This is a genomic window from Alistipes sp. cv1 (genome assembly GCF_900240235.1).
GTDB classification, from domain to species: Bacteria; Bacteroidota; Bacteroidia; order Bacteroidales; family Rikenellaceae; genus Alistipes_A; species Alistipes_A hominis.
The window spans coordinates 1-24,660 of record NZ_OEPW01000007.1; the positions used below are offsets into that span (position 1 = coordinate 1).

A 24,660-nucleotide genomic window follows, 5' to 3' on the forward strand; every position below is an offset into this window, starting at 1 on the left:
GTGCGCCGGTCGCCGGCAGAAGTAGCAAGCTACTTCTTCCGCTGCCCCTCGACTTGCATGTGTTAGGCCTGCCGCTAGCGTTTATCCTGAGCCAGGATCAAACTCTCCATTGTAAAAAATTTAAATCATTAGAGTCCTGACTACTTGAATTTCCTGAAATAATTTAGGAATTGATAAATACTACATTTACTTGTTTTTCTCAAATATTACCAATAATTCAAAGAACCTGTTTCATGTTGCGAAAAGTTCGCAAAGACCGCTAAAAAAATCGCTCTGATTTTAAGAGCGAATCGGACTGCAAAGATACGGCGGATTTTTAAATTTCCAAATGTTTCTTTGCAAAATTTGCAAATTTTATTTTCGACAACCTTTTGAAAGAACTGCTTTACTTTCGTTTAGCGGGTGCAAATGTAGAGACTTTTTTTTATCCTGCAAATTTTATCCGATCTTTTTTTGTTTTTTTTATTCATGCATTCATCTCATCCGTCCATTTCAATACATATAAAAATCTGTATTATTGTATATTAACTACAATTATCAATCCTTCAAATATTCATCTTTTTTAAATTTCATTCTTTCTCAAAGGTCTGCATTCTTTTAAAGCGAATCGTCAATAGAGATCATTGGAATATTCAATCTCCAACCGATAAATACTTAATCGGAATCGATCAAACATCTGGCAATACAAATCAAATAGGCAACTTCGCTCTTTTAGTATTTAAGGTATATATAGACATTATATTAATCGAACTATTACCTTTACAATATTTATAACATTTGCATTTAGTCGAATGATAAGTTTTGCAAAGAAATACGGTATAACACCCGTTATCATGACTGAATATCCGGATTTTCACTTGTTCAAGAAAAACAGCAGATCCTACAATATCGAAAGATGGCCTTGTTACAGCATAACGGAAGTATCCAAATTAGACGAATTAAATACACCCTATTGTTTTGTTCTTAATCCGGATATGACAATGAGTGCTGTTTCCATTCCAGAAAAAGCACTTCCATCGGTCACCAGTCTTTACTTGCAGGGAATTCTCGACCGTTTCTTTACAGTTGACCAAAACAATTGACAAACCGTTGCACTGCACCCAAAAGAACATTTAAGGAATCTTCATTGAAACAACAATTATTCCCTCATCCATGAATAAGGCCTCTGTTTTTACAGAGGCCTTATTCATCTAAAAGAGAGAAACATCAATAACTCCTGGCAAAAAGGACGCGGCGGTGCGAAGGCTTTCCGCTGACGATGCAGACTCCCTCTTCGGCGGGGGCGTCGACCGGAATGCACCGGATCGTCGCTTTCGTCTCGTTCTTGATGCGCTCTTCCGTTTCGGGCGAGCCGTCCCAATGGGCCAGGATAAAGCCGCCTTTGTCGTCGAGCACCCGTTTGAACTCGTCGTACGTGTCGACCCGCGTAATCATACCGTCGCGGAATTTCAGCGCTTTATCATAAATATTCTGCTGTATCTCGCCGAGAAGCCGTTCGACGGCATCTTCCAGCCCTTGTTGCGGAACGGTCGCTTTTTCGAGCGTATCGCGGCGAACCAGTTCGATCGTACCGCCGGCAAAGTCGCGCGGCCCCATCGCCAGGCGAACGGGGACGCCTTTCAACTCGTATTCCGCGAATTTGAAACCGGTGCGGACATTGTCCCGCGCATCGATTTTAACGCTGATTCCCCGTTTTTTCAGTTCGGCGGCAATCTCGTCCAGCCGGGCCAATATCTGCGCCAACTCTTCGGAGCCTTTGTAAATAGGGATCATCACGACCTGTATCGGAGCCAGCTTCGGCGGCAGCACGAGCCCGTTATTGTCGGAGTGCGCCATGATCAGGGCCCCCATCAAACGGGTCGAAACGCCCCACGAGGTCGCCCACACATAATCGAGCTTACCCTCCTTATTGGTAAACTGCACGTCGAACGCTTTTGCGAAATTCTGTCCGAGGAAGTGCGACGTTCCGCTTTGCAGCGCTTTCCCGTCCTGCATCAGCGCCTCGATCGTCAGCGTGTCGTCGGCCCCGGCGAAACGTTCGCTGTCGCTCTTGTGCCCCACGATCACCGGCAGCCCCATCCACTTTTCGGCAAATTCCTTGTAGACGCCGATCATTTTTTTCGCTTCGGCCATCGCTTCCTCCCGGGTTTCGTGCGCCGTATGCCCCTCCTGCCACAGGAACTCGGCCGTCCGCAGGAACAGGCGCGTACGCATCTCCCAACGCACCACGTTAGCCCACTGGTTGCAAAGAATCGGCAGGTCGCGGTACGACTGAATCCAATTTTTATAGGTATTCCAGATAATGGTCTCGGAGGTCGGGCGGACGATCAGCTCCTCCTCGAGCCTGGCATCGGGATCGACGATCACGCCCTTGCCGTCGGGATCGTTTTTCAGCCGGTAATGGGTCACCACGGCGCACTCCTTGGCAAACCCCTCGACATGATGCGCCTCCTTGCTGAAAAACGACTTCGGGATAAACAGCGGGAAATAAGCGTTTTCATGCCCGGTATCTTTGAACATCTGATCCAGCGCACGCTGCATCTTTTCCCAGATCGCATAACCGTACGGTTTGATCACCATACATCCGCGAACTGCCGAATTCTCGGCCAGTCCCGCTTTTACCACCAGATCGTTATACCACTGCGAATAGTTTTCGTCCCGTGATGTCAACTCTTTCAGCTCTTTTGCCATATCAAACTACTTTTCAGTCTTAAAATACTTCGGTTTGTGAATTTACAAAGGTATAGTATTTTTCCAAAAATCGTAAAAATTGAATATCTTTGGCAACGAGGCCGGATCGGTTTTTCCCTGGAAAAAGGAAAAACATTCGACCCGCGCCACGCAACGTTCGGAGGGCGCAGATGCATCTTTTAAAAACGGCGCGCGCGCCCTCCGGAACCGTGAAATTTATTTCCGGAGCAATAACTTTCGGGTATAATTTTCGTTATACCTATATATGATGGAATGCGGCGGCGGCGAAAAGGCCGCCATTCCGCGAAACAGAAAAAATAGAGTGCCATGAAAAGCCGAAAATTAATAACCGTATTGGGCAGCGTGGTCGTTGCCACGCTGCTGGGAGGATGCAGTGCAACCGTCTATTCGAGCACTTCATCCGCTGCCACCGACGATTTATACGTAACGCACAACCGGAAAGCGATCGCCGCCGAGAAGCAGCAGCGTCTCATCCGGCAGCAGGAAGCGCAGCGCGCCGCGGAAGAGGCCGAACGGGCCCGCCGCGAGGAAGTGGCCCGGGCCGTATCCGAACTGAACGACCGACAAGAGGACGAATCGCGCAGCAGCTTGATCGCGGGCGGTTACGGCGGAGATTCTTACGCAAGCCGTCTGAAAAGTCTCGGTTCGCTGAGCGACGACAGGCAGAGCGACGTCCAAAACGAAAATGCCAACACCTCGGGACGCTATGCCTCCGCCTACGATCCGGCCTATTACGACGTGACGGTCCTCGGCGACCAAGTGCTCGTAGAACCCAAATACGCCCCCTCCTTGTACGGCGACTGGGGAACAGCCAACGTAAACATCAATCTCGGACTGTGGGGATGGAGCTCCCCCGCATGGAACTGGAGCAGCCCGTGGTGGTGGGGATGGAGCCCGTCGTGGAGTTGGTATTCGGGATACTACCCTTATAACAGTTGGAACTGGGGATGGAATTGGGGATGGAACAGTTGGAACGGCTGGTACGGAGGATGGTACGGCGGCTGGTATCCGCCCTATTACGGAGGATGGTACGGCCCGCATCATCACTGGGGATACGATTATTACCCTAAATACAATAATAAGAACACGGTTTGGAACCGTCCGAGAACCGGAACGGGCGGCACGGTATCTTCCGCAGGGCGGGGGTCGTCGGGACCCAGCTACCGCCGGGGAGGAACCACTTCATCGACCTACCGGCCCGGAACGACTACCGGCTCGTCGCTGAACGGCGGCTCGTCGTACCGCCGGGGCGGTACGACCTCGAGCGGCAGTTCGATCGGCAGCACCGGTTCGGGAACGTCTTCGGGCAGTTCGTCCTACCGGCGCGGCGGAACCGCATCGGGGCCGACTACCACCGTAAGCCCGTCGGTTAACAACAATTCGGGATCGTCGTACCGGCGCGGAAGCACCGCTCCCTCTTCGGGCAGCAGCTACTCGCCGAGCACCGGGTCCGGCTACCGGGGCGGAGGAGGAGGATACACCGGCGGCGGACAATCGTCGGGCGGCGGCGCAAGCTATCGGAGATAATCTTCGGCCGGCTTCCGGCAACGACAAACCTCGAACACGAAACTCAACATCGAATTAATCAAAGAACGAATTATGAAAAAAAACAAATTCGTCACGCTATGCGTCATCGCGGCGCTTCCGTTCGCAACGGCGACCGCCCAGACTCCGGGCGACCTACTGAATCTATCTCAGTACAACTATTCATTCGGAACGGCACGCAGCGCGGCGCTCGGCGGAGCTTTCACATCGCTCGGCGCGGATCTCTCTTCGATGAACATCAATCCGGCAGGTCTGGGAATCTACCGGGGATCGGAAGTCGGCATATCGCCGTCGCTGACCTGGAGTAACATGGAAAGCGGCTTTCAGGGACGGAGCAACGACTATTCGCGCACCCGGTTTTCGCTGGGCAATGTCGGGGCAGCGCTGAACCTCTACCAGGGAACAGGCGCGCTGACCAGCTTCACGCTGGGCGTAGGTTATACGAAACTGGCCGATTTCAATACCACGTCGGCGGCTTACGGACAAGGGATCGGACAGTCGATGACCGAAGTATTCGCGGAAGATATCCGCGGAGTCAGCGAATCGACGCTGCGAATGACTCCCGAAGACCCGATTAGCCCGTTCCAGAGCCTCGCTATCGGACAATGGGGTGGAATTCTGGCCTACAACACCTATGTGCTCGACCCGGTAGGCGACAACTATTACGCCCCGTGGAACAACCTTTCGAAAGACGCGCGGATCAACCCGTCGCTGTACAACATCAACAAGGGAAGTATCGGCGAATACGACATCTCCGGCGGATTCAACTTCCAGAATATCCTCTACCTCGGGTTTACGGTCGGGATTCAGGATATTTACTTCCGGAACGAAAACAATTACAGCGAAACTTACAGCAACAATACGCTGCCGCTGAATCGCCTGAATTACATCCGGACGCTGCGTCAGGACGGCACCGGCGTGAATTTCAAGTTCGGGGCCATCCTCCGTCCGGTCGACAACCTGCGGATCGGCGTGGCCGTCCATACGCCGACCTACGTCAGCATGAACGAGGAGTACACCGAATACATGTCGGCGGAATTCAACACCCAGCAAAACTGGCAGGAGAGCCCGTACGCCCCCAACCAGTACAACATCAACACCCCCACGCGGCTGCTCACGGGTATTTCGTTCACGCTCCCGGGCGTAGGGCTGATCACGGCCGATTACGAACGGGTATGGTACGACAACATGAAGATCCGAAACATGAACGGAAACAACTGGGAATTCGAACAGGATCTCAACCAGGACATCAAGTCGTTCTTTCAGCCGGCGAACAACTTCCGGGTGGGCGTCGAGGCGACTCCGCTAAAAAACTTCTACGTGCGGGTCGGCTATGCCAATTACGGGGAGTGCATCCGGACGAAGGACGCCTTCATCAACCAGGCGAACGTCCGTTCTTACGAGAACTATTCGGCCGGCTTGGGATTCCGTTTCCAGAATTTCTACCTGGACGCGACCTATATTTACACCGCGTACAAATACGCTCCCTACCAGATGTTCTATTTCTACGACGATAAAGATAAATACACCATCCAGTCGGGAGCCGTCGATACCAAGCAGAACCGCAACACGATCACCCTGTCGGCGGGACTCAAGTTCTAAACGCCGTCCCTGTTATACGACACTCCCGGAACCGTTCGTAACGCGTTCCGGGAGTGTTTCGTTTCATATCTCCACCAGGTTGTGCTTGATCGCATAGACGACCAGGTTCGCCGTATTCCGGCATCCGGTTTTAGCCAGGATGTTCGACCGGTGCTTATCGACAGTGCGTTTCGAAATGAACAGCGCATCGGCGATCTCGTTGTTCGACTCGCCGCGGCAGATGTGCAGCAGGATCTCCGACTCGCGTTGCGAAAGCTGTTCGGGGCTGTCCTCCGGCACCGACGACGGAGTCGATTTGAGATTGCTTACCAGATTGAACAACAGCTCCTGCGAGAAAAAACTTCCTCCGTCGACCACCGTTTCGATCGCGGCTACGACGTCCTTGATTTCTGAATTTTTCAGAATAAAACCTTTCACGCCGAGCGACACCATTTTGAAATAGTAATCCTCGTCGCCGTACATCGAGAGCGTGATAATCCGCAGGTCGGGCCAACGTTTCAGCGCTTCTTCGGCGGCCACGATGCCGTTCATTTTCGGCATCTCGATATCCAACAGCACGACGTCCGGAGTTTCGCGCCCCAGCAGTTCGAGCAACTCGCAACCGTCGGAAGCCTCGCCGGTCACTTCGAAATTCCGGATGCCCGACAACAACGTCTTAAGTCCGTTGCGGAACAGCGTATGATCGTCCGCCAACACTATTTTACAAGTTCTTTCCATAACCGTCCTTTTTTTACACATGCACCTCGACCACCGCATTCATTCCGCGGCCGGGCATGCTTTTCAACGCGAAATCGCCTTTCAGCGAACTGACCCGAGACTGAATGTTAGCGATTCCCATTCCTTTCTGTTCGACCTTCGCTACGTCGAACCCGCATCCGTTATCGCGGTAATCGAGCCGCAGCACGCCGTCGGCGTAAACCAGCGAAACGGTAGCGACCGAGGCCCCGGAGTGTTTCAGACTGTTGTTAATCAACTCGCACACGATCCGGTACAGGATCACTTCGATATCCATATCGAAACGTTCCGTCCGCAGGTTCGTCGAAAAATTGATCCGCATCGCGCCGCGCGGCAGCCTATTGATGAAATTCGAGATCGCCCGCGATAACCCGAAATCGTTCAGGATATGCGGGCTGAGATTGACCGAGATCTCGCGCAGGCTGCGGATCGCTTCGTCGATCACGTAGTTGGCATTGCGCAGTATCTCGCGGTTGCGTTCATCCGTATCGCCGGACGAAAGCGCCGAAATAGACATCTTTGCGGACGAAAGCAACGGCCCCAATCCGTCGTGCAGATCTTTCGAAAAACGCTGCCGTTCTTTTTCCTCGGTACGCAACACGGTGTTCAGTATCCGCCGTTCGCTGATCCGCCGCTGACGCTCGGCACGGGCGATGTAATTGAAAATTTTCTGCACCAGGAGCATCCCGACCGCGAAACAGAGCGAAGTAACGATCCCTGTCCAGATAAAGAACTCCGACGGCAACCGCCACTCCTTCAGATCGGTGATCTGAACGTACTCCCCGAGACGCAGAAACGCCATGCAGGTCAGCGCGACCGTAAACAACATCCACGACAGGTTGTATTTGGTACGGCGCGTCAGCCCGATAGCGACGATCGCCGCAATGATTTGCAGGATGACGGATATGATCAGCAGTATCTCTTTAACCATTGCAGAATAGCCGTTTAACAGTGGAACGGAGTTCGAATATTTTGTAAATATACAAAATTTTCAGATTAACCGTCCCCGCCGCTGGCGAAGCGTCCTGTCCCGGCTGCCGAAAACAACTATCCGCCCGGCGGGGACGGGAACGACAAAACGGGGAACCAGCCTGCTGGTTCCCCGTCGTATAGAATCTTTCGTATCCGAAAAGCTATCCGGACTATTTGGCCACCACTCTTTTCTTCTCTTTGATACGGGCTTTTTTACCGGTCAGTTCGCGCAGGTAGTAAATACGCGCACGGCGAACGACACCCACTTTATTCACCTCGATACGGTCGATATGCGGCGAGTAAACCGGGAAAATACGTTCCACGCCAATACCGTCCGAAATTTTACGAATCGTGAACATCTTCGTAATACCGCTGCCCTTGATCTGAATGACCGTGCCGCGGAAACTCTGGAGACGTTCCTTGTTACCCTCGACAATCTTGTAGGTCACGGTAATCGTGTCGCCGCTTTTGAACGAGGGAACTTCCGGCTTCACCCACATCGAATCCTGGGCGATCTTGATTAAATTATCCATCTCTTTTCAATTAAATTTATAGTGGGAATATTGCGGGCCCCTACGTCCTCGCAAGAGATTCCTGCACTTTGGGAGGGCAAAGATAACGCTTTCCGTTGAAAAAACAATATTTTGCACTCGAAACCCGTGATATTTTCGAACTTTCAGGGAATTCCGGACGGACGATCCGCGCCGTCCGGCCGGAAAATACCGCTGCAATTCGTTAGCAGTTCAATGCGGCTCCCGCCTTGAACCACTTGATTTGCTGTTCGTTGTAAGTATGATTGGCTTCGAACGACTCGGACGTTCCGTCGCTGTGGCGCAGCGTAACGGTCATCCGGCTGCCCGGCGCAAACGTTTTCAGGCCGGTCACTTCGATCCGGTCGTCCTCGCGGATGCGGTCGTAATCGGCCGGATCGGCGAACGTCAGCGCCAGCATACCCTGTTTTTTCAGGTTCGTTTCATGGATTCGCGCGAACGACTTGACAAGCACGACCTTCACATTCAGGAAGCGCGGTTCGAGCGCGGCATGTTCGCGCGACGATCCCTCGCCGTAGTTCTCCTCGGCCACGACGATCGAACCGATCCCCTTCGCCTTATACTTTTTGGCCACAGACGACACGCCGTCGTAACTGCCGTCCAGCGTATTGAGCACCGAATTGGTCTGTCCGTTGAATTTATTGACGGCTCCCATCAGCAGGTTGTCCGAAATGTTTTCGAGGTGTCCCCGGAAGCGCAGCCACGGCCCCGCCATCGAGATATGGTCGGTCGTGCACTTGCCGGACGCCTTGATCAGCAGCCGCAAATCGGTAAAGTCGTTCCCGTCCCACGCGGCAAAAGGCTCCAGCCGTTGCAGACGATTCGAACCGGCGGCGATCGCCACCTCGCCGGAAGCGTGCGGATCGGGCGCGACGTACCCGTTGTCTTTCACGTCGAACCCGGAGGCGGGCAACTCGTCCCCTTTCGGTTCGTCGAGCATCACGGACTGTCCGGCAGCATTTTGCAGCGTGTCCTTCATCGGATTGAACGTCAGGTCGCCGGCGATGGTCAGCGCCATCACCAGTTCGGGCGAAGCCACGAAAGCGTGCGTATTCGGATTGCCGTCGGCCCGCTTCGCAAAGTTCCGGTTGAACGACGTCACGATCGAGTTCGGACGCGTGTTGTCCGGCTCGTGCCGCGCCCACTGCCCGATGCACGGACCGCAAGCATTGGCCATCACGGTGCCGCCCGCCTCAAGCAGCGACTGCAAGATTCCGTCGCGTTCGGCCGTATAGCGCACCTGCTCCGAACCCGGATTGATCAGCAGCTTCGCTTTCGTCTCCAGCTTTTTGGCGGCCGCTTGACGCGCCACCGAAGCGGCGCGGCTCAGATCCTGGTACGAAGAGTTCGTACACGATCCGATCAAGCCGACTTCCATCCGCTGCGGGATCCCTTTTTCGCGCACCCAGGCGCCGAATTCGGAGATCGTATGCGCGGCATCGGGCGTAAAAGGCCCGTTGATATAGGGTTCCAACGACGACAGGTCGATTTCGATCACCCGGTCGTAATATTTTTCCGGCTCGGCGGCCGTTTCGGCGTCGGCGCGCAGCGAACCGGCTATGCCGTCGGCCAGCGCGGCCACTTCTTCGCGTCCGGTAGCGCGCAGGTAGCGCGCCATCGACTCGTCATAGGCGAACAGCGAAGTGGTGGCCCCCACCTCGGCGCCCATATTGCAGATCGTCGCCTTGCCGGTCGCAGACAGCGAAGCCGCCCCGTCGCCGAAATATTCCAGAATCGCATTGGTTCCGCCCTTGACGGTCAGTATCCCGGCCAGTTTCAGGATCACGTCTTTCGGCGAAGCCCAGCCGCTGAGCCGCCCGGTCAGTTTCACGCCGATGATCTTCGGCATTTTCAGCTCCCACGGCATCCCTGCCATCACGTCCACCGCATCGGCCCCGCCGACGCCGATAGCTACCATGCCGAGCCCGCCGGCGTTCGGCGTATGCGAATCCGTCCCGATCATCATGCCGCCCGGAAAAGCGTAGTTTTCCAACACGACCTGATGAATGATACCGGCCCCGGCTTTCCAGAAACCGAGCCCGTAGCGATTGGCCACGCTTTTGAGAAAATCGTACACCTCGCGGTTCGAATCGTTGGCGGTAGACACATCGGAAGCGGCCCCCCGGTCGGCCTGAATCAGGTGGTCGCAGTGCACCGACGCCGGAACGGCCGAACGGTCGCGGCCGGCGTTCATAAACTGCAACAGCGCCATCTGCGCCGTGGCATCCTGCATCGCCACGCGATCCGGACGGAAATTCACGTAATCGACCCCTCTGCGGAACGCTTTCGCATCCGACGCATCGTACAGGTGCGCATAGAGGATTTTCTCCGCCAGCGTCAGCGACGTTCCTTTCACTTTCCGGGCCTGCTCCACCCTGGCGGCGAACGAGCCGTAAACTTTCCGAATCAACTCAATGTCAAATACCATTTTCTCTATATTTATTAAATTACCCTGCTTTTCGATACGGGCATAAAAACGCAAAACGGAAATTCTCCCGTTTTGCAAAGATAATCAATTTATCAAAAAGAGTCCCCGCTCCCGACGGATTTATCGGCTCTGCGGAACGGTCATTTCGCGATCTGCCCGGCCGTGTGCCTGAGTATCTCGGCCCGTTTCCGGTCGCGGGCTTCCGAAACGAAAGCGATCAGCCCATCCGGGTCGTCGCAACTGACGATGTAGGTATCCTCGTAAATATCCTCGATCAGCACCAGGTTGTTCCGCTCCGCCGCATAGACCTTGTACAGCGTCCACTCCCGGAAGCTGAAATAGTAGCCGTAATATCCCCAGAACCCGTAGCTGCCGAGCAACGGCCACAGCCGGCGGAATTCGCTGCGTTCGATCCGCCGGATCAGTTCGATATCCTCGATGTGAATCCGCGTCAGGTCGACGATGCAATGGATCTCGAGCGCCGCGTCGTCCAGCAGGATGTAACGCGGAATGGACAGGATGTACAGCGTGATGATGCAGACGACGAAAAAGAGTCCCCAGGCCGGCAGGTAATCGCCTCCCAGGACGAAATGAAACCAAACGAACAGCCCGGCGAGAATCAACAACAGGGCCGCCGTAATCCGCCGGCAGCGCCGGTCGTAGCGGTATTTATATTTTTTTTCCATCGGTACTTCCTCCCTAAGACGGCTGGCGATTATCCTTTCCCGGCCGCGTTTCTGCGTTCCTCCCTTTTTTTGTCGTTGCGCTCTTTCTCCCGTTCGGCCCGGCCGGCTACCATACATAGGAAAACGGCGAAAACGGCCGCAGCCACGCCGGATTCGACCAGCATCGACTGCATGTTCTTGCCGCTGTGGAACGCCCATGTTTCCGCCCCGTACGTAATCGCGAAAATCACGACGAAAAAAAGCGCGGCGTACAAAAGAAAATTCAGAACCACTTTCATAACGAATCACCTATTTCGGTCATCGATCCAATACGTTTTACGAACGTTTCCGGCGACGATCTTATTTTACATCAAATGTGAAAAAACGATTTTCCGACGAAAAAACTACGCCCCGAAATACTCCTTAAGATACGTATGGAAATTTTTCAGCGTTTCGTCCATCGACACGTACGATTTGCCGCCGGCGGCGTTACGGTGTCCCCCGCCGTCGAAATAACGGCGCGCGAACACGTTGACGTCCACGTCGCTGCCCCGCGAACGGAGCGACACCCGGATGCTGTGCTTCGTCTGGATAAACATCGCCGACATGCGGATACCCCGGATCGACAGCGGATAATTGACGAACCCCTCGCTATCGCCCTGTATGAAGTTGAAGCGCCGCATCTCCTCCTCGGTCAGGGACACGTACGCCACGCCGTACCGATAGTCGGTCACCATCTTGTCGTTCAGCATGTACCCGAGCAGCCGCATCCGTCCCTCCGAAAAATTGTCGTACACGCTGCTGTTGACGTACGGCACGTTCACTCCGCGGTCGATCAGCACCGCTACGGCCCGGAACAGATCGGAAGTCAGGTTGCTGAAACTGAAATTGCCGGTATCGGTCATGATGCCGACATACAGCGCCTCGGCCATCGCCTGGTCGATCGCATCGGTTCCGGCCAGCGCCTCGATCAGCTGATAGACGATATAGGAAGTCGAACAGGAGTGCGTATCGGAAAACTGCACCGTATAACCGTCCACCGGCGGATGCAGGTGATGGTCGATCAGTACGCGCTGGGCCGTCGTATTGGCCGTCGCCGTATCGGTCACCCGGTCGAGCCGGTTGATCTGATTGAAATCCATGCAAAAGATCACGTCCGCCTCGCCGATGAACTTCGCCATCTCCCCGTCCGCATCCTCCTTGAAAACCCCGATATACCCGATATCGGTCATCCATTCGAGAAAATAAGGGTACCGGTTCGGCGCGATGCAGCGCGTCGTATGCCCCAGACGTTCGAGGTACGCGCGCCACGCCAGCGCGGCGCCGATCGTATCGCCGTCCGGATTGGTATGTGAAAGAAGCGCCATTTTTTTGGGAGCGCCGCCCAATATCTCCCGCAGTTGATCCAGTTTCTGTTCCGTAATTACCATAAAAATTTTTCTTTTTTTAATCGAACGGCCCGTCCGTTCCTCCCGGAGCCGTAAATATCATCCCCCGTATCCTTCCTTCCGGCTGCGGTTCGCCCGCCGGCGTATAAGGCCCGCGCAGCAGGTCGTCCGCCTTCGACGTCGCGGCGGCCGGCGAACCGGCTATGTCCGCCAGGGCGTACTGCAATACGAACTCGTCCGGATCGCCCAATTCGAGCATCTGATCCTGATTATCGTCGTCGTCCGCCGGAAAATCGGGATCGAAACCGTCCGCGTAATCCGATTCGTAATCGCGGTTGAAAGCCCGGCCGGTAATCGGACGTAAAACGATCCCGTAAACGTTCGACCGGATCTCCGACGATCCTACGTTTTTTCCTTCCGTCGTCGTTCCCACCACCTTCACCGGCATATACGGCCGCAGGTTGTTGATCACCAACTCGCTCGACGAAGCCGTCCACGGGCCGGTCAGCACATAAAGCCGGGCGAGATTCAGGTTGCAGCCGCCCACCTCGCCTTCCGGCAGGAACCGCAGCACCGTCTCGCCGTACAGCGCATGCAGGTCGTCGTTGAAACGTTCGATGCAGAAAACCTGTCCCAGCGCGCTCTGCGGCGCGATCATGCTGCACAGCAACCGACAAGTATTGACGTAACCGCCGCCGTTATAACGAAAATCCAGCACCAGTTCGTTGATATGCTGTCGTTTGAAATCGGCGAATACCGCTTTGAGTTGTTCGTCGTACCGCCCGTCCGACGCCCCGGCAGGCTCCGACAGGAATTCGTTGTATACGAGATAACCGATCCGCCGGGAACCGCGTACGATCAGCGTATCGGTCAGTACCGGAGAGACGTCCAGCGTTTCGGCGGCGTCCATCGAAACGGATTTCTCGTAAACGGTTTGATAAATTTCGAACCCGCCCTGCATCGTTTTTTCCATTCGCTCCACCCACAGCGTCACCGCTCCGCCCCGCCGCAGTACCGACGTGTTGTTCGACCCGATCGGTTTTCCGTCGACCAGACAGATCCAGTCCCCGCGCCGTATTCCGGCTCTATCGGCGGGCGATCCCTTCACCACGAACTGCACCCGGGCCGCCACATACGTTCTGGAATAGTCGGTATAATAGCACTTGTATTCGATCCCGTAAGTGGCGACCTTGCCCGAAACGGCCGTTTTCGACGTTCCGCTGCGCTCCATAGACGAGTAAAAATAGTTATCCGTCCCGGTATGTTTCCCGTCGTTGTCGGTCGGACGCGAGGACAACAGTCCAGTGAAAAAGTTTTCGCACGACTGGTTGTAATCGGGAGTTATCGTCTTCGTATAATCGTTATAGAGGTACTGCCGGATCATCTGCGAATAGATCCAGCGGTTGGCGGCGGCATCCGTAGCAGGATCGGACGCTCCCCCTTCCGAAGGGCCTTTGGCACAGGATATCAGCGCCAAACCCGCCAGCACGGCAAACCACCCTTTCAGTCCGTTCATAACTCCGGTTTTAATCCGACAATTCCGTCCCCGGACGCCGACCGCCCGAAGGCGGCCTGATCCGGCATTTTACAAAAATAGTAAATTATCGGCAGATCGTCGCAAAAAATCACTTTTCCTTTCGCCCGTAATAACGGCACCACGGAGTCAGGCCGCACTGATCGCATTTGGGTCTACGGGCCAGGCATACGTAACGCCCGTGCAGGATCAGCCAGTGGTGCGCGATCGGGAGCAATTCGGGGGGAATATGCGCCGTCAGCTGATGCTCGGTTTGCAACGGCGTTTTGGCCCCCGTGGTCAGCCCCAACCGGTCGGACACCCGGAACACGTGCGTGTCCACCGGCATCACGGCCTCGTTGAAAACGACGATCCCGATCACGTTGGCCGTCTTGCGCCCCACGCCCGGCAATCGCTGCAACTGATCGAGGTCGGACGGCACCTCTCCGCCGAACTCCGACACCAGCATCCGCGCCATGCCGGCCAGGTTTTTCGCCTTGTTGTTCGGATAAGAAATACTTTTGATATAAGGATAGATCTCCTCGGGCGTCGCTTCGGCCATGCGTTGCGGGGTCGGGAAACGCTCGAACAGCGCCGGAGTAGTCATGTTGACCCGCTTGTCGGTGCACTGCGCCGACAGGATGACCGCCACCAGCAATTGGTACGGGTCTTTGTAGCGCAATTCGCTCTCGGCGACGGGCATATTCTGCTGAAACCATTCCAGGATTCGGGCGTATCGTTCAGTCAGTCTCATGGCAAATCGATTTTAAATAGTTCGAAACCGGATAGATTATTCTATGACAATGACAAAGTTACAATATTTTTCCAAGGATCGGAACGAGGATCGCCGTAGCCAGCCCCATCAACCCGATGGCCAACCCGCTGATAGCCCCCTCGACGGCCCCCAATTCCATCGCGCGGGCCGTTCCGAGCGCATGAGCCGCCGCGCCCATCGCCAGTCCTTTGGCGATCCGGCTTTCGACGCCGACCCGGCGGAGCACCCACGGCCCGACGATGCCGCCGAACACGCCGACCACGATTACCGCCACGGACGTCAGGGCCGGAATCCCGCCCGAGTTGGCCGACACCGACAGCGCGATCGCCGTCGTAACCGACTTCGGTTCGAGCGAAGCGACTACGGCAGGCTCGGCCCCCATCCAACGGGCGATCAACGCGACGCTGACGATCCCCACGGCGCTGCCGACCAGGATCGCCACGACGATCGAAATCACGTTCCCTCGGATGTTGTAAATCTGATCGTGCAGGATATACCCGAGCGCGACGACCGACAATCCCAGCAGAAAATCGATCACCTGCGTCTGCCGCATGTAATGCTCGTATTCGATCCCGCTCAGCCGCAAAAAGGCGATCAGCACGACGATCGAAACGAAAATCGGATGCAACAGCGCCCAGTTGACCTTGCGGCGCAACCACATCGCGCCGATGTAAACGCCGACGGTCAGCGTCAGCAGGAACACCTGCGAATCAGCGATCTCCTTTATCATCATCTTCTTTTTTAGACCGTTTTTTCGACTCCAGTTTCTGCTCCACCAGCCCGACCACCGCGATCACCAGCACCGTGCTGACCAACGAAGCCACGATGATGGCCAGCATGTAGCGGCTCAGCAACGTGTAGGACGTGATCAGTCCGACGCCGACCGGAATAAAGAACAACATCATGTTGTCGAGCAGGAACATCGACACCTTTTTCACATGCCCCGGACGCACCCACTTCAGCGACAGCGCACAGAAAAGCAGGATCATCCCGATCACGCTGCCCGGAACGAAATTCCCGATCAGGGCCGCGACGAAGCATCCCAGCAGATAAAACAACAAAATCAGAAATATACCGTACATTTTCAGGAACTAGTCATAAATAAAATACAATACGCCGAAACCTTTCGGTCGATTTTCATCCGCCTTACCCATTCCATTCCGTCCGACGGCCGGCACAGGCTGGACGCGACCCGTCACCCCCGCCGCAACGGGGTCAACTTCGCGAACCGCCGGAGCAGCGTTTTCCGTCCCGCTCCGTCGAACTCGACCGTAATTTTCACGTCGCCCGACCACTCCTCGACCTGCGTCACGCGTCCCGTTCCGAATTTGTCGTGCCGCACCAACATTCCGACCTCGAACTCGTCTCCCGCGCCGGCACTTTCCGCCGGACGGGGAGCGGACGGAATCCGCTGCTCCGGTTCGACCTGCGGGCGGCTGCCCACGCTGCGGAAACGGCTGTCGGGCACGACCGGCGACATCTCCCGGACAGGAGCCGCCGCATGTCGAAACCATCCCTGCGCAGGACGTTCGGACGAACGTTCCCCGCGGGACTGCTCCCGGCCGGAATAATACGTCCGGGCGTTCCCCGTATAATCCTTGCGCCCGGCTTCCTGTTTCCGGTAACCGCCCCGGCCGCCGTATGCCGTCCGCACCGGAGCGTCGTTCCCTCCTTCCGGCGCCGACAGGTCGTCGGCGTCGAACTGGATGTCGAGAAACTTCGGGTCGATCTCGCCGAGAAAACGGCTGGGCCGGCAAAAAGTCATTTCGCCCCATTTAAAACGCGACTCGGCGAACGAGAGCACCGCTCCCCGTTTGGCCCGCGTCAACGCCACGTAAAACAGCCGGCGCTCCTCTTCGAGCCCCTCCTCGTTGCCGAGGCTCATCATGCTCGGGAACAAGTTCTCTTCCAGTCCCGCCACGTACACGTATTCGAACTCAAGCCCTTTGGCGCCATGCACCGTCATCATCGTCACTTTGTTGCGCTCTTCGGGCTTCTCGTTGTCCATATCGGTCAGCAGCGCAACGTTTTGCAGCCATTCGTCGAGCGTCACGCGCGCCTGCGCATCGTCGCCCGATTCGGCCGCGATCCGCTTTTGTTCGTCGGTATAGGCCCTGACCGAGTTGATCAGCTCTTCGATATTTTCCAGCGCGCTGACCGCTTCCGGGGTCTGCTGCATTTTGTAGGTTCCGATAATTCCGGAACGGACGGCGATTTCCAGACCGAGCTCGTAAGCTTCGGCCGTGGCCCGCATACCGGACAACTCGCCGATCATCCCCGCAAAAGCGGTCACTTTTTTACCGGCGGCCCCTTTCATCTCCATATCGTCCGACGAAAGCGTGCTGACCGCTTCCCACAGGCTCAGATTCCGTTCCGCCGCGGCTGCCGCAATCCGGTTCACCGTCACGTCGCCGATCCCGCGCGCCGGGGTGTTGATTACCCGGCGGAACGCCTCGTCGTCTTTCGGGTTCACGACCAAGCGCACGTAAGCCAGCAAATCCTTGATCTCCTTTCGTTGGTAGAACGACACGCCGCCGTAGATTTTATAGGGAATGTTTCGCCCGCGGAGCGACTCCTCGAGCGAGCGCGACTGCGCATTGGTACGGTACAGAATCGCTATCTCGCTGTAAGAAAGATCCTTTTCTCGCACCGTCGAAGCGATGTCGCCGGCAATCAGGATCGCCTCCTCCTTATCGGTATAGGCCTTGATCACCTTGATTTTTTCGCCCTGCTCGGCAGTCGAGAAGGAGCGTTTGCGGATCTGCTTCGTATTTTTTTCGATGATGCTGTTCGCCGCATCGACGATCGTCTGCGTCGAACGGTAATTCTGTTCGAGCTTGAAAATCCGCGCATCCGGAAAGTCGTTGCGGAACCGCAGGATGTTTTCGATCTTCGCTCCGCGAAACGAGTAGATGCTCTGCGCATCGTCGCCGACGACGCAGACGTTCGAATGCTGCTCGGCCAACCGCCGGATAATCACGTACTGCGCGAAATTGGTATCCTGATACTCATCGACCAGAATGTAGCGGAACTGCGCCTGGTAGCGGGCCAGCACGTCCGGAAAATCTTTGAACAGGATATTCGTATTGAGCAGCAGGTCGTCGAAATCCATCGCCCCGTTCTGCCTGCATTTCTGCACGTAGAGTTTATAAATATCGACGAACTGCGGTCGGCGGCGTTCCCGGTCTTCGGCCTGCAACGAAGCGTTCGCCTCGTAAGCGCCCGGCGTGATCAGGTTGTTCTTCGCCAGCGAGATCCGGGCGGCGATATCGCCGGGCTTGTAAGTCTCGTCGCTGAGATTCATCTCGCGGATGATCTGCTTGACCAGGTTGCGGGCGTCCGACGCGTCGTAGATCGTGTAGGAAGAGGGATAGCCCAGCTTGTCGGCCTCGGCGCGCAGGATGCGCGAGAACAGCGAGTGGAACGTTCCCATCCAGATCCGGCGAGTGGCCTGCGGCGACAGCAACTGCCCGATCCGTTCGCGCATCTCGGCCGCCGCTTTGTTCGTGAAAGTCAGCGCGAGGATCGTATCGGGGGCTACGCCCTGTTCGAGCATATAGGCGATGCGGCAGGTCAACACGCGGGTTTTGCCGGAACCGGCCCCGGCCACGATCAGCGACGGACACCGGAAGTTGACGACGGCCTCGCGCTGCGCATCGTTCAGTTTTTGGATATATTCAGACACAACGATCGACATTATTAACGCCGCAAAGGTAAGCATTAGAATCCGGAAATTTTCGCAAAAACGTCCCTTCGGAGAGCAAATCCCTCCGGCGGACGGCGCGCAAACGACCGCCGAAACGGATAACGGTCTGAAATTTGGCACAAGAGGGCATAAATTAAAAATTTTACAATAAATTTGCGTGTCAATCGTTTAAATCAATGCCCGAAACAGAGAACGGCATACGGATTATACGTAATTTTTCAAGATATGAGTGAAGTAATCAATATCAAGGAACTCAACGAGCGGATCGAGCGCGAAAGCGTCTTCGTCGATACGCTGAACCTGGAGATGAGCAAGGTGATCGTCGGCCAGAAACACCTGGTTGACACGCTGCTGATCGGCCTGCTGTCGAACGGCCACATCCTGTTGGAAGGCGTCCCGGGACTGGCCAAGACGCTGGCCATCACGACGCTGGCGCAGGCCGTGAACGCCCACTTCAGCCGCATCCAGTTCACCCCCGACCTGTTGCCGGCCGACCTGATCGGTACGCTGATATACAGCCAGAAGACCGAAGAGTTTTCGGTGAAGAAGGGGCCGATCTTCGCCAACTTCATCCTGGCCGACGAAATCAACCGCTCCCCGGCCAAAGTGCAGAGCGCGCTGCTCGAAGCAATGCAGGAGCGTCAGGTTACCATCGGGGACACGACCTACAAACTGCCGGAACCGTTCCTCGTACTGGCCACGCAGAACCCGCTCGAACAGGAAGGCACCTACCCGTTGCCCGAAGCGCAGGTCGACCGTTTCATGCTGAAAGCGCGGATCACCTATCCGAAGAAACAAGAAGAACGCGACATCATGCGACTGAACATGCTGGGCGGCGGGCTGCCCAAACCGAACCGGGTCATCGCGCCGGAAGACATTCTGAAAGCCCGCGAGGTGGTCAGCGACGTCTATATGGACGAAAAAATCGAGAAATACATCGTAGACATCATCTTCGCCACGCGCGAACCGTCTGAATACAACATGGCGAGGCTCGCTTCGCTGATCAGCTACGGCGGCTCGCCGCGCGCGAGCATTTCGCTGGCGAAGGCGGCCAAAAGCTACGCCTTCATCAAGCGGCGCGGCTACGTGATCCCCGAGGACGTGCGCGCCGTATGCCACGACGTGCTGCGGCACCGTATCGGACTGACCTACGAAGCTGAGGCCGAAAACGTCTCCACCGAAGAGATCGTCACCGAAATCCTCAACAACGTCGAAGTACCTTAGTCCGTAAACCGTCATGGAGAGCAGCAGCGATATTCTCAAACAGGTCCGCAGGATCGAGATCAAGACGCGGGGGCTGAGCAACGATATCTTCGCCGGCAAATACCACAGCGCTTTCAAAGGGCGCGGTATGGCCTTCAGCGAAGTGCGCGAATACCGCGTGGGCGACGACGTCCGCGATATCGACTGGAACGTCACCGCCCGCAGCCGCCAGCCGCACATCAAGATCTACGAGGAAGAGCGCGAGCTGACGATGATGCTGTTGATCGACGTCAGCGGTTCGCGCATGTTCGGCACGACCGAAAAGCTCAAGAAAAACACGATCACCGAGATCGCCGCCGTGCTGGCCTTTTCCGCCGCGCAGAACAACGACAAGGTGGGCTGCATCTTCTTCAGCGACCGCGTCGAAAAGTTCATCCCGCCGAAAAAGGGCCGCGCGCACGTGTTGATGATCATCAAGGAGTTGATCAGCTTCATGCCCGAGAATAACGGCACGGACATTTCCGAAGGGCTGCGCTACCTGACCAATATCCTGAAAAAACGTTCGACGGCCTTCGTACTGTCCGACTTCATGGACACGGCCGACGGTCACGCCCGGTTCGAAGACGCGCTGAAAATCGCCTCCGGCAAACACGACATGGTCGGAATCCGGGTCTACGACCGCCGCGAACAGCAGCTTCCGGATGTGGGAATCCTCGAACTGAAAGACGCCGAGACGGGCGAAAAAGTGTGGGTCGACACGGCTTCGCGCGCCGTCCGCGACGCCTACGCCCGTAACTGGGAACAGACCAGCGCGCTGATCGATTCGTCGTTGAAACGCTGCCGGGTCGACAACGTGAAGATCGCGACGGGAGAAGACTATGTCACGTCATTGATGAAACTCTTTAAACGCCGGTAACCGGCGCCAAGCTGACAAACCGTATGTTTTACGTTAAAAAAATATTCACCGTAGCTCTGCTGCTGATCGCAGGTTCGCTGTCCGCACAACCGAAAACGCCGTCCGTCGAGGCGCGGTTCTCGGCCGACTCGGTGTTGATCGGCGACCAGTTCCGGCTCGACATCGAGGTCGACAAGGACGTGATGGAGGTCGTCGAATTCCCCGTTTTCGACAGAGGACATCTGGGCGGCGATTCGACCGACATCGAAATACTCGCCGAAGGACCCGTCGATACGTTGAAAACCGACGGACGCCGGATTACGCTGAAAAAATCCTACTTGCTGACCTGTTTCGAAGAGGCCGACTACCGTATCGGAAAGTTCCCGGTGCTTTACATCAATAAAAACATAATCGACACGTTGTGGTCGATGGATTCGCTGCGGATTTTCGTCAATACGCTGTCGGTCGACACGGCCACGCAGACGATCCACGACGTCAAGCTCCCGCTCGAAGTTCCCGTCCGGTTCGGCGAATACGGCGGCTACTTGCTGACGGGTCTGCTCGGGGCCGCGCTGATCGCCCTGGTCGTCTTCCTGCTCGTCAAACGGTTCCGCGGCAAACGGCAGTCCGGCGGCAAACGCGTCCCGGCCGAACCGCCGCACGTAACGGCGATCCGGCAGCTCGAAAAACTGCACTCGCAGAAACTATGGCAAAGCGGGAAACAAAAAGCCTATTACACCGGCATCACCGACATCCTGCGCGAATACCTGAGCACCCGTTACCCGGTCAAAGCGCTGGAAATGACTTCGCAAGAGATCTTGGACAGGATGATCCGCGAATCCTTACCGGAGAAATCGATCAAGCGGCTCAAAGACATCCTGATCACCGCCGATTTCGTAAAATTCGCCAAATTCACACCGGATGCGGATCAGAACGAAACGGTCTACACGGACGCTTACTATTTCATCGAAGAGACCAAAGCGGTCGAGGTGGAACAGCCCGCCGCCGAGATCGAACCGATCAAAACCGAGGAAAAGAAGGAGGACGACGCATGATACGCCATACGATCATAACCTGTCTGCTGCTATTGGCGGCCGGGACGGCGGCGGGACAGAAATACCCCGAACGCCGCGACATCCGTTCGGGCAACAAATTTTACGGGAAAGCGGAGTACTCCGAAGCCGAGATCTCCTACCGCAAAGCGCTGGAAAAACAGCCCGATTCCTACGAAGCGAACTTCAACCTGGCCGACGCGCTGTACAAACAGAAACGTTACGACGAAGCGGCCGGACTGAACGAACAACTGGCTGCCGACTCGGCCCGTCTGGACAACGCGGCTTCGGCCTATTTCAACCAGGGAAACGCCCTGTTCCAGCAGCGCAAACTGCAGGAAGCCCTCGAAGCGTACAAAAACTCGCTGCGGTTGAATCCGGCCGACATGGAAGCAAAGTTCAACTACGCCTACACAAAAAAACTGCTCGACAAAGACAAAAACGATCAGAACAAAAACGATCAAAACAAGGATCAGAACAAAGACCAGAACAAGGACAACCGGAACGACCAAAATAAAAACGATAAAAACGATCCGAACCAAGACCCGGATAAAGACCGAAACAAAGACAATCCGGATAATAATCAAAACGGCAACGATCCCGACAAACAGGATCAGCAGCCTCCGTCCGGCGGACAGCAACCGCCGCAGGGGGGCATGAGCCGCGAAGAAGCCGAGCGGATGCTCGACGCCGTCCAGGGCAGCGAGGACAAGACAAAGAAGAAAGTGGACGAAAAGAAGGCGGTGACCGTCGGAAACTCGGGAAAAAACTGGTAGGGCCGTCCGGTGAAAAAATCTGTTTAAATCAGCAATCGACGTGGTGGACATAACAAAATTCGCGAATCCCAAATTATTATGGCTGTTGCTGCTGCTGCTGCCGATGGTCGCCTATTACATCTACCGGATGCGGCAGGGGAAGGCTACGATGCGGATATCGACCGTAGCCGGCGTACGGCGGCTTCCGCACGGGCCCAAATACTACCTGCAGCACCTGCCGTTCGTTCTGAGATGCCTGGCGACGGCGCTGCTGATCGTGGCGCTGGCCCGCCCGCAAAGCACATCGAAAAACACCAGCAGCTCGACCGAGGGGATCGACATCGTGCTGGCGCTCGACATCTCCGGCAGTATGCTGGCAAGGGATTTCCAGCCCGACCGGATCTCGGCCGCGAAAGAGATGGCCGCCAATTTCATCATGGACCGTCCGAACGACCGGATCGGCCTGGTGGTATTCGCCGGCGAAAGCTTTACGCAGAGTCCGCTGACCACCGACAAAGCCTCGCTGGTCAATATCCTCGGCACCGTCAAAAGCGGCATCATCGAAGACGGCACGGCAATCGGCAACGGGCTCGGCACAGCGGTCAACCGGCTGCGCGAGAGCTCGGCCAAAAGCAAGGTGGTGATCCTGCTCACGGACGGCGTCAACAACAGCGGGCAGATCGCTCCGCTGACCGCGGCCGATATCGCCCAAACGCTCGGCATCCGTGTCTACACGATCGGCGTCGGCAGCGAAGGGACGGCTCCATACCCGGCGCTCGACATGTGGGGCAACATCAGCTACGTACCGATGAAAGTCGAGATCGACGAAAAAATGCTGACCCAAATCGCCGAAAAAACGGGCGGCAAATATTTCCGGGCGACCGACAACAACAAACTGCGCGACATCTACGAAGAGATCAACCAAATGGAAAAAAGCCGCGTGGAGGTGGAAAACGTCACCCGTTATTACGAACGGTTCGCCCTTTTCGCGCTGGCCGCGCTCGCGTTGCTGGTTTGCGAAATGTTGATCCGTAAACTGTGGCTGCGCCAGATTCCGTAAAACCGTACGACTATGTTCAGATTTGCAACACCCGAATATTTCTACCTGCTGATCCTCGTCCCCGTGCTGATCGGCGTCTACTGGTACTCGGTACGCGTCCGGCGACGGGCGTTGGAACGCTTCGGCGACCCGGAAACCGTCCGGGGACTGATGCCGGAGGCCTCTCCGAAACGGGTACGCACCAAGTTCACGATCTTCGCGCTGGCGCTGGTCTTCATCGTCATCGGCCTGGCGCGACCGCAGTTCGGTTCCAAGCTGAAAGAGGTCACGCGCACGGGGATCGAAATGATGCTGGCGGTCGACGTATCGAACAGCATGTTGGCGCAGGATTTCGAACCGAACCGACTCGAACGCACCAAATTCGCGATCGACCGGCTGATCGAACAGCTTCATCAGGATAAAATCGGACTGATCGTATTCGCCGGCGATGCCTATATGCAGCTTCCGATCACCTCCGATTACGTCATCGCCCGCACGTTTGCGAACAACATCTCCCCTACCATGGTTTCGAGACAGGGAACGGCCATCGGCGCGGCCATCGACCTGGCGTCCCAATCGTTTTCGTCGGGTAGCGACGGCAGCCGCGTCATCGTCATCATCTCGGACGGCGAGAACCACGAAGACGACGCCATTGCCGCAGCAAAGGCCGCCGCCGAAAAGGGGATCAAGATCTATACGATCGGCATCGGAAGTCCGGAAGGCGCCCCGATCCCGATCGACGGGAATTTCATCAAGGACGAAAAAGGAAACATGGTCGTATCGAAACTCGACGAAGCGACGCTCGAACAGATCGCCCTGTCGACCGGAGGCGCTTACATCCGCGCCACGAACCGCAGCCTCGGACTCGACGAAATCGTCAAGAAGATCAACGAAGTCGAGAAAAAACAACTATCGTCCAGCGTTTTCGAAGATTTCAACGAACAATACCAATACCTGATCGGAATCGGACTGCTGCTGCTACTGATCGAATTCGTCATGCTCGAACGGAAAAGCCGTATCCTGAGCCGTCTGAATATCTTCCGAAAACAATAAAGCCCTCCGAAAGCATTTTCCTTCCGGTACGGCCGATCCGTCCAAAGCCGGCAAAAATCTTTTCGAATTTT

General features: G+C 55.9%; 21 protein-coding genes and 1 rRNA gene. 8 read left to right on the plus strand and 14 right to left on the minus strand.

Features of this window, described 5'->3' with window-relative positions:
• Positions 1–113: ribosomal RNA gene (locus C1A08_RS10855) — 16S ribosomal RNA — on the minus strand; the annotation flags it as partial.
• 1,093 nt (positions 114–1,206) lie between these two features.
• Positions 1,207–2,691: a proline--tRNA ligase gene (proS, locus tag C1A08_RS10860; RefSeq protein ID WP_055203223.1), complete on the minus strand. Its 1,485-nt coding sequence runs from the start codon at positions 2,689–2,691 to the stop codon at positions 1,207–1,209.
• Between the two features lie 327 nt (positions 2,692–3,018).
• On the opposite strand from proS, the gene C1A08_RS10865 reads away from it, so the two are divergent.
• Positions 3,019–4,239 carry a hypothetical protein gene (locus C1A08_RS10865; RefSeq protein WP_125147128.1) on the plus strand — a complete coding sequence of 407 codons (1,221 nt, stop codon included), beginning with the start codon at positions 3,019–3,021 and terminating at the stop codon, positions 4,237–4,239.
• Between the two features lie 72 nt (positions 4,240–4,311).
• Positions 4,312–5,859 carry a hypothetical protein gene (locus C1A08_RS10870; RefSeq protein ID WP_055203218.1) on the plus strand — a complete coding sequence of 516 codons (1,548 nt, stop codon included), beginning with the start codon at positions 4,312–4,314 and terminating at the stop codon, positions 5,857–5,859.
• 63 nt (positions 5,860–5,922) lie between these two features.
• Here the strand turns inward: C1A08_RS10870 and C1A08_RS10875 are convergent, their stop codons facing one another.
• The 12 genes from C1A08_RS10875 to C1A08_RS10925 form a co-directional block, all read right to left on the minus strand.
• Complete coding sequence (locus C1A08_RS10875) at positions 5,923–6,576, minus strand: response regulator (RefSeq protein WP_101573658.1); 654 nt, start codon at positions 6,574–6,576, stop codon at positions 5,923–5,925.
• Positions 6,577–6,589: 13 nt separating this feature from the next.
• Positions 6,590–7,525: a sensor histidine kinase gene (locus tag C1A08_RS10880; RefSeq protein WP_101573457.1), complete on the minus strand. Its 936-nt coding sequence runs from the start codon at positions 7,523–7,525 to the stop codon at positions 6,590–6,592.
• A 211-nt stretch (positions 7,526–7,736) separates the two neighbouring features.
• Complete coding sequence (gene rplS / locus C1A08_RS10885) at positions 7,737–8,099, minus strand: 50S ribosomal protein L19 (protein ID WP_055203213.1); 363 nt, start codon at positions 8,097–8,099, stop codon at positions 7,737–7,739.
• Between the two features lie 202 nt (positions 8,100–8,301).
• On the minus strand, positions 8,302–10,545 hold the full coding sequence (locus C1A08_RS10890) for an aconitate hydratase (protein ID WP_101573459.1): 2,244 nt from the start codon (positions 10,543–10,545) through the stop codon (positions 8,302–8,304).
• Between the two features lie 140 nt (positions 10,546–10,685).
• Positions 10,686–11,231 (minus strand): PH domain-containing protein, encoded by a 546-nt coding sequence (locus C1A08_RS10895; protein ID WP_055203209.1) that lies wholly within the window; start codon positions 11,229–11,231, stop codon positions 10,686–10,688.
• Positions 11,232–11,260: 29 nt separating this feature from the next.
• Complete coding sequence (locus C1A08_RS13285; protein WP_055203208.1) at positions 11,261–11,509, minus strand: hypothetical protein; 249 nt, start codon at positions 11,507–11,509, stop codon at positions 11,261–11,263.
• Positions 11,510–11,614: 105 nt separating this feature from the next.
• On the minus strand, positions 11,615–12,640 hold the full coding sequence (locus C1A08_RS10900; RefSeq protein ID WP_055203206.1) for a DHH family phosphoesterase: 1,026 nt from the start codon (positions 12,638–12,640) through the stop codon (positions 11,615–11,617).
• Positions 12,641–12,656: 16 nt separating this feature from the next.
• The gene (locus C1A08_RS10905; RefSeq protein ID WP_101573463.1) at positions 12,657–14,114 is read right to left on the minus strand and encodes a S41 family peptidase; all 1,458 of its coding nucleotides are present in this window, start codon (positions 14,112–14,114) and stop codon (positions 12,657–12,659) included.
• A gap of 109 nt (positions 14,115–14,223) precedes the next feature.
• On the minus strand, positions 14,224–14,865 hold the full coding sequence (gene nth / locus C1A08_RS10910; protein ID WP_055203202.1) for an endonuclease III: 642 nt from the start codon (positions 14,863–14,865) through the stop codon (positions 14,224–14,226).
• Positions 14,866–14,923: 58 nt separating this feature from the next.
• Positions 14,924–15,613 carry an LrgB family protein gene (locus C1A08_RS10915; protein ID WP_101573660.1) on the minus strand — a complete coding sequence of 230 codons (690 nt, stop codon included), beginning with the start codon at positions 15,611–15,613 and terminating at the stop codon, positions 14,924–14,926.
• Positions 15,597–15,968 carry a CidA/LrgA family protein gene (locus C1A08_RS10920; protein ID WP_055203200.1) on the minus strand — a complete coding sequence of 124 codons (372 nt, stop codon included), beginning with the start codon at positions 15,966–15,968 and terminating at the stop codon, positions 15,597–15,599. The genes C1A08_RS10915 and C1A08_RS10920 overlap by 17 nt, the downstream gene beginning before the upstream one ends.
• Positions 15,969–16,081: 113 nt before the next feature.
• The gene (locus tag C1A08_RS10925) at positions 16,082–18,571 is read right to left on the minus strand and encodes an ATP-dependent helicase (protein WP_101573662.1); all 2,490 of its coding nucleotides are present in this window, start codon (positions 18,569–18,571) and stop codon (positions 16,082–16,084) included.
• 246 nt (positions 18,572–18,817) lie between these two features.
• Here C1A08_RS10925 and C1A08_RS10930 point away from each other — a divergent pair, with 246 nt between their 5' ends.
• From C1A08_RS10930 to C1A08_RS10955, 6 genes are read left to right on the plus strand one after another with little or no spacing between them, the layout of a single operon-like run.
• Positions 18,818–19,816 (plus strand): AAA family ATPase, encoded by a 999-nt coding sequence (locus C1A08_RS10930; protein WP_055203198.1) that lies wholly within the window; start codon positions 18,818–18,820, stop codon positions 19,814–19,816.
• A gap of 13 nt (positions 19,817–19,829) precedes the next feature.
• On the plus strand, positions 19,830–20,711 hold the full coding sequence (locus C1A08_RS10935; protein WP_101573465.1) for a DUF58 domain-containing protein: 882 nt from the start codon (positions 19,830–19,832) through the stop codon (positions 20,709–20,711).
• A gap of 23 nt (positions 20,712–20,734) precedes the next feature.
• On the plus strand, positions 20,735–21,745 hold the full coding sequence (locus C1A08_RS10940) for a hypothetical protein (protein ID WP_101573467.1): 1,011 nt from the start codon (positions 20,735–20,737) through the stop codon (positions 21,743–21,745).
• Positions 21,742–22,518 (plus strand): tetratricopeptide repeat protein, encoded by a 777-nt coding sequence (locus C1A08_RS10945; protein WP_055203193.1) that lies wholly within the window; start codon positions 21,742–21,744, stop codon positions 22,516–22,518. The genes C1A08_RS10940 and C1A08_RS10945 overlap by 4 nt, the downstream gene beginning before the upstream one ends.
• Positions 22,519–22,561: 43 nt before the next feature.
• Positions 22,562–23,557, plus strand: coding sequence for a vWA domain-containing protein (locus C1A08_RS10950; protein ID WP_101573469.1), 996 nt, complete (start codon positions 22,562–22,564; stop codon positions 23,555–23,557).
• A gap of 12 nt (positions 23,558–23,569) precedes the next feature.
• Positions 23,570–24,589 (plus strand): vWA domain-containing protein, encoded by a 1,020-nt coding sequence (locus C1A08_RS10955; RefSeq protein ID WP_055203191.1) that lies wholly within the window; start codon positions 23,570–23,572, stop codon positions 24,587–24,589.
• Positions 24,590–24,660: the final 71 nt, after the last annotated feature.

What these genes read in the sequence shown, in the direction of transcription:
- proS (WP_055203223.1), bottom strand. Translation starts at nt 2,691, where the DNA reads ATGGCAAAAGAGCTGAAAGAGTTGACATCACGGGACGAAAACTATTCG.
- C1A08_RS10865 (WP_125147128.1), top strand. Translation starts at nt 3,019, where the DNA reads ATGAAAAGCCGAAAATTAATAACCGTATTGGGCAGCGTGGTCGTTGCC.
- C1A08_RS10870 (WP_055203218.1), top strand. Translation starts at nt 4,312, where the DNA reads ATGAAAAAAAACAAATTCGTCACGCTATGCGTCATCGCGGCGCTTCCG.
- C1A08_RS10875 (WP_101573658.1), bottom strand. Translation starts at nt 6,576, where the DNA reads ATGGAAAGAACTTGTAAAATAGTGTTGGCGGACGATCATACGCTGTTC.
- C1A08_RS10880 (WP_101573457.1), bottom strand. Translation starts at nt 7,525, where the DNA reads ATGGTTAAAGAGATACTGCTGATCATATCCGTCATCCTGCAAATCATT.
- rplS (WP_055203213.1), bottom strand. Translation starts at nt 8,099, where the DNA reads ATGGATAATTTAATCAAGATCGCCCAGGATTCGATGTGGGTGAAGCCG.
- C1A08_RS10890 (WP_101573459.1), bottom strand. Translation starts at nt 10,545, where the DNA reads ATGGTATTTGACATTGAGTTGATTCGGAAAGTTTACGGCTCGTTCGCC.
- C1A08_RS10895 (WP_055203209.1), bottom strand. Translation starts at nt 11,231, where the DNA reads ATGGAAAAAAAATATAAATACCGCTACGACCGGCGCTGCCGGCGGATT.
- C1A08_RS13285 (WP_055203208.1), bottom strand. Translation starts at nt 11,509, where the DNA reads ATGAAAGTGGTTCTGAATTTTCTTTTGTACGCCGCGCTTTTTTTCGTC.
- C1A08_RS10900 (WP_055203206.1), bottom strand. Translation starts at nt 12,640, where the DNA reads ATGGTAATTACGGAACAGAAACTGGATCAACTGCGGGAGATATTGGGC.
- C1A08_RS10905 (WP_101573463.1), bottom strand. Translation starts at nt 14,114, where the DNA reads ATGAACGGACTGAAAGGGTGGTTTGCCGTGCTGGCGGGTTTGGCGCTG.
- nth (WP_055203202.1), bottom strand. Translation starts at nt 14,865, where the DNA reads ATGAGACTGACTGAACGATACGCCCGAATCCTGGAATGGTTTCAGCAG.
- C1A08_RS10920 (WP_055203200.1), bottom strand. Translation starts at nt 15,968, where the DNA reads ATGTACGGTATATTTCTGATTTTGTTGTTTTATCTGCTGGGATGCTTC.
- C1A08_RS10930 (WP_055203198.1), top strand. Translation starts at nt 18,818, where the DNA reads ATGAGTGAAGTAATCAATATCAAGGAACTCAACGAGCGGATCGAGCGC.
- C1A08_RS10935 (WP_101573465.1), top strand. Translation starts at nt 19,830, where the DNA reads ATGGAGAGCAGCAGCGATATTCTCAAACAGGTCCGCAGGATCGAGATC.
- C1A08_RS10940 (WP_101573467.1), top strand. Translation starts at nt 20,735, where the DNA reads ATGTTTTACGTTAAAAAAATATTCACCGTAGCTCTGCTGCTGATCGCA.
- C1A08_RS10945 (WP_055203193.1), top strand. Translation starts at nt 21,742, where the DNA reads ATGATACGCCATACGATCATAACCTGTCTGCTGCTATTGGCGGCCGGG.
- C1A08_RS10955 (WP_055203191.1), top strand. Translation starts at nt 23,570, where the DNA reads ATGTTCAGATTTGCAACACCCGAATATTTCTACCTGCTGATCCTCGTC.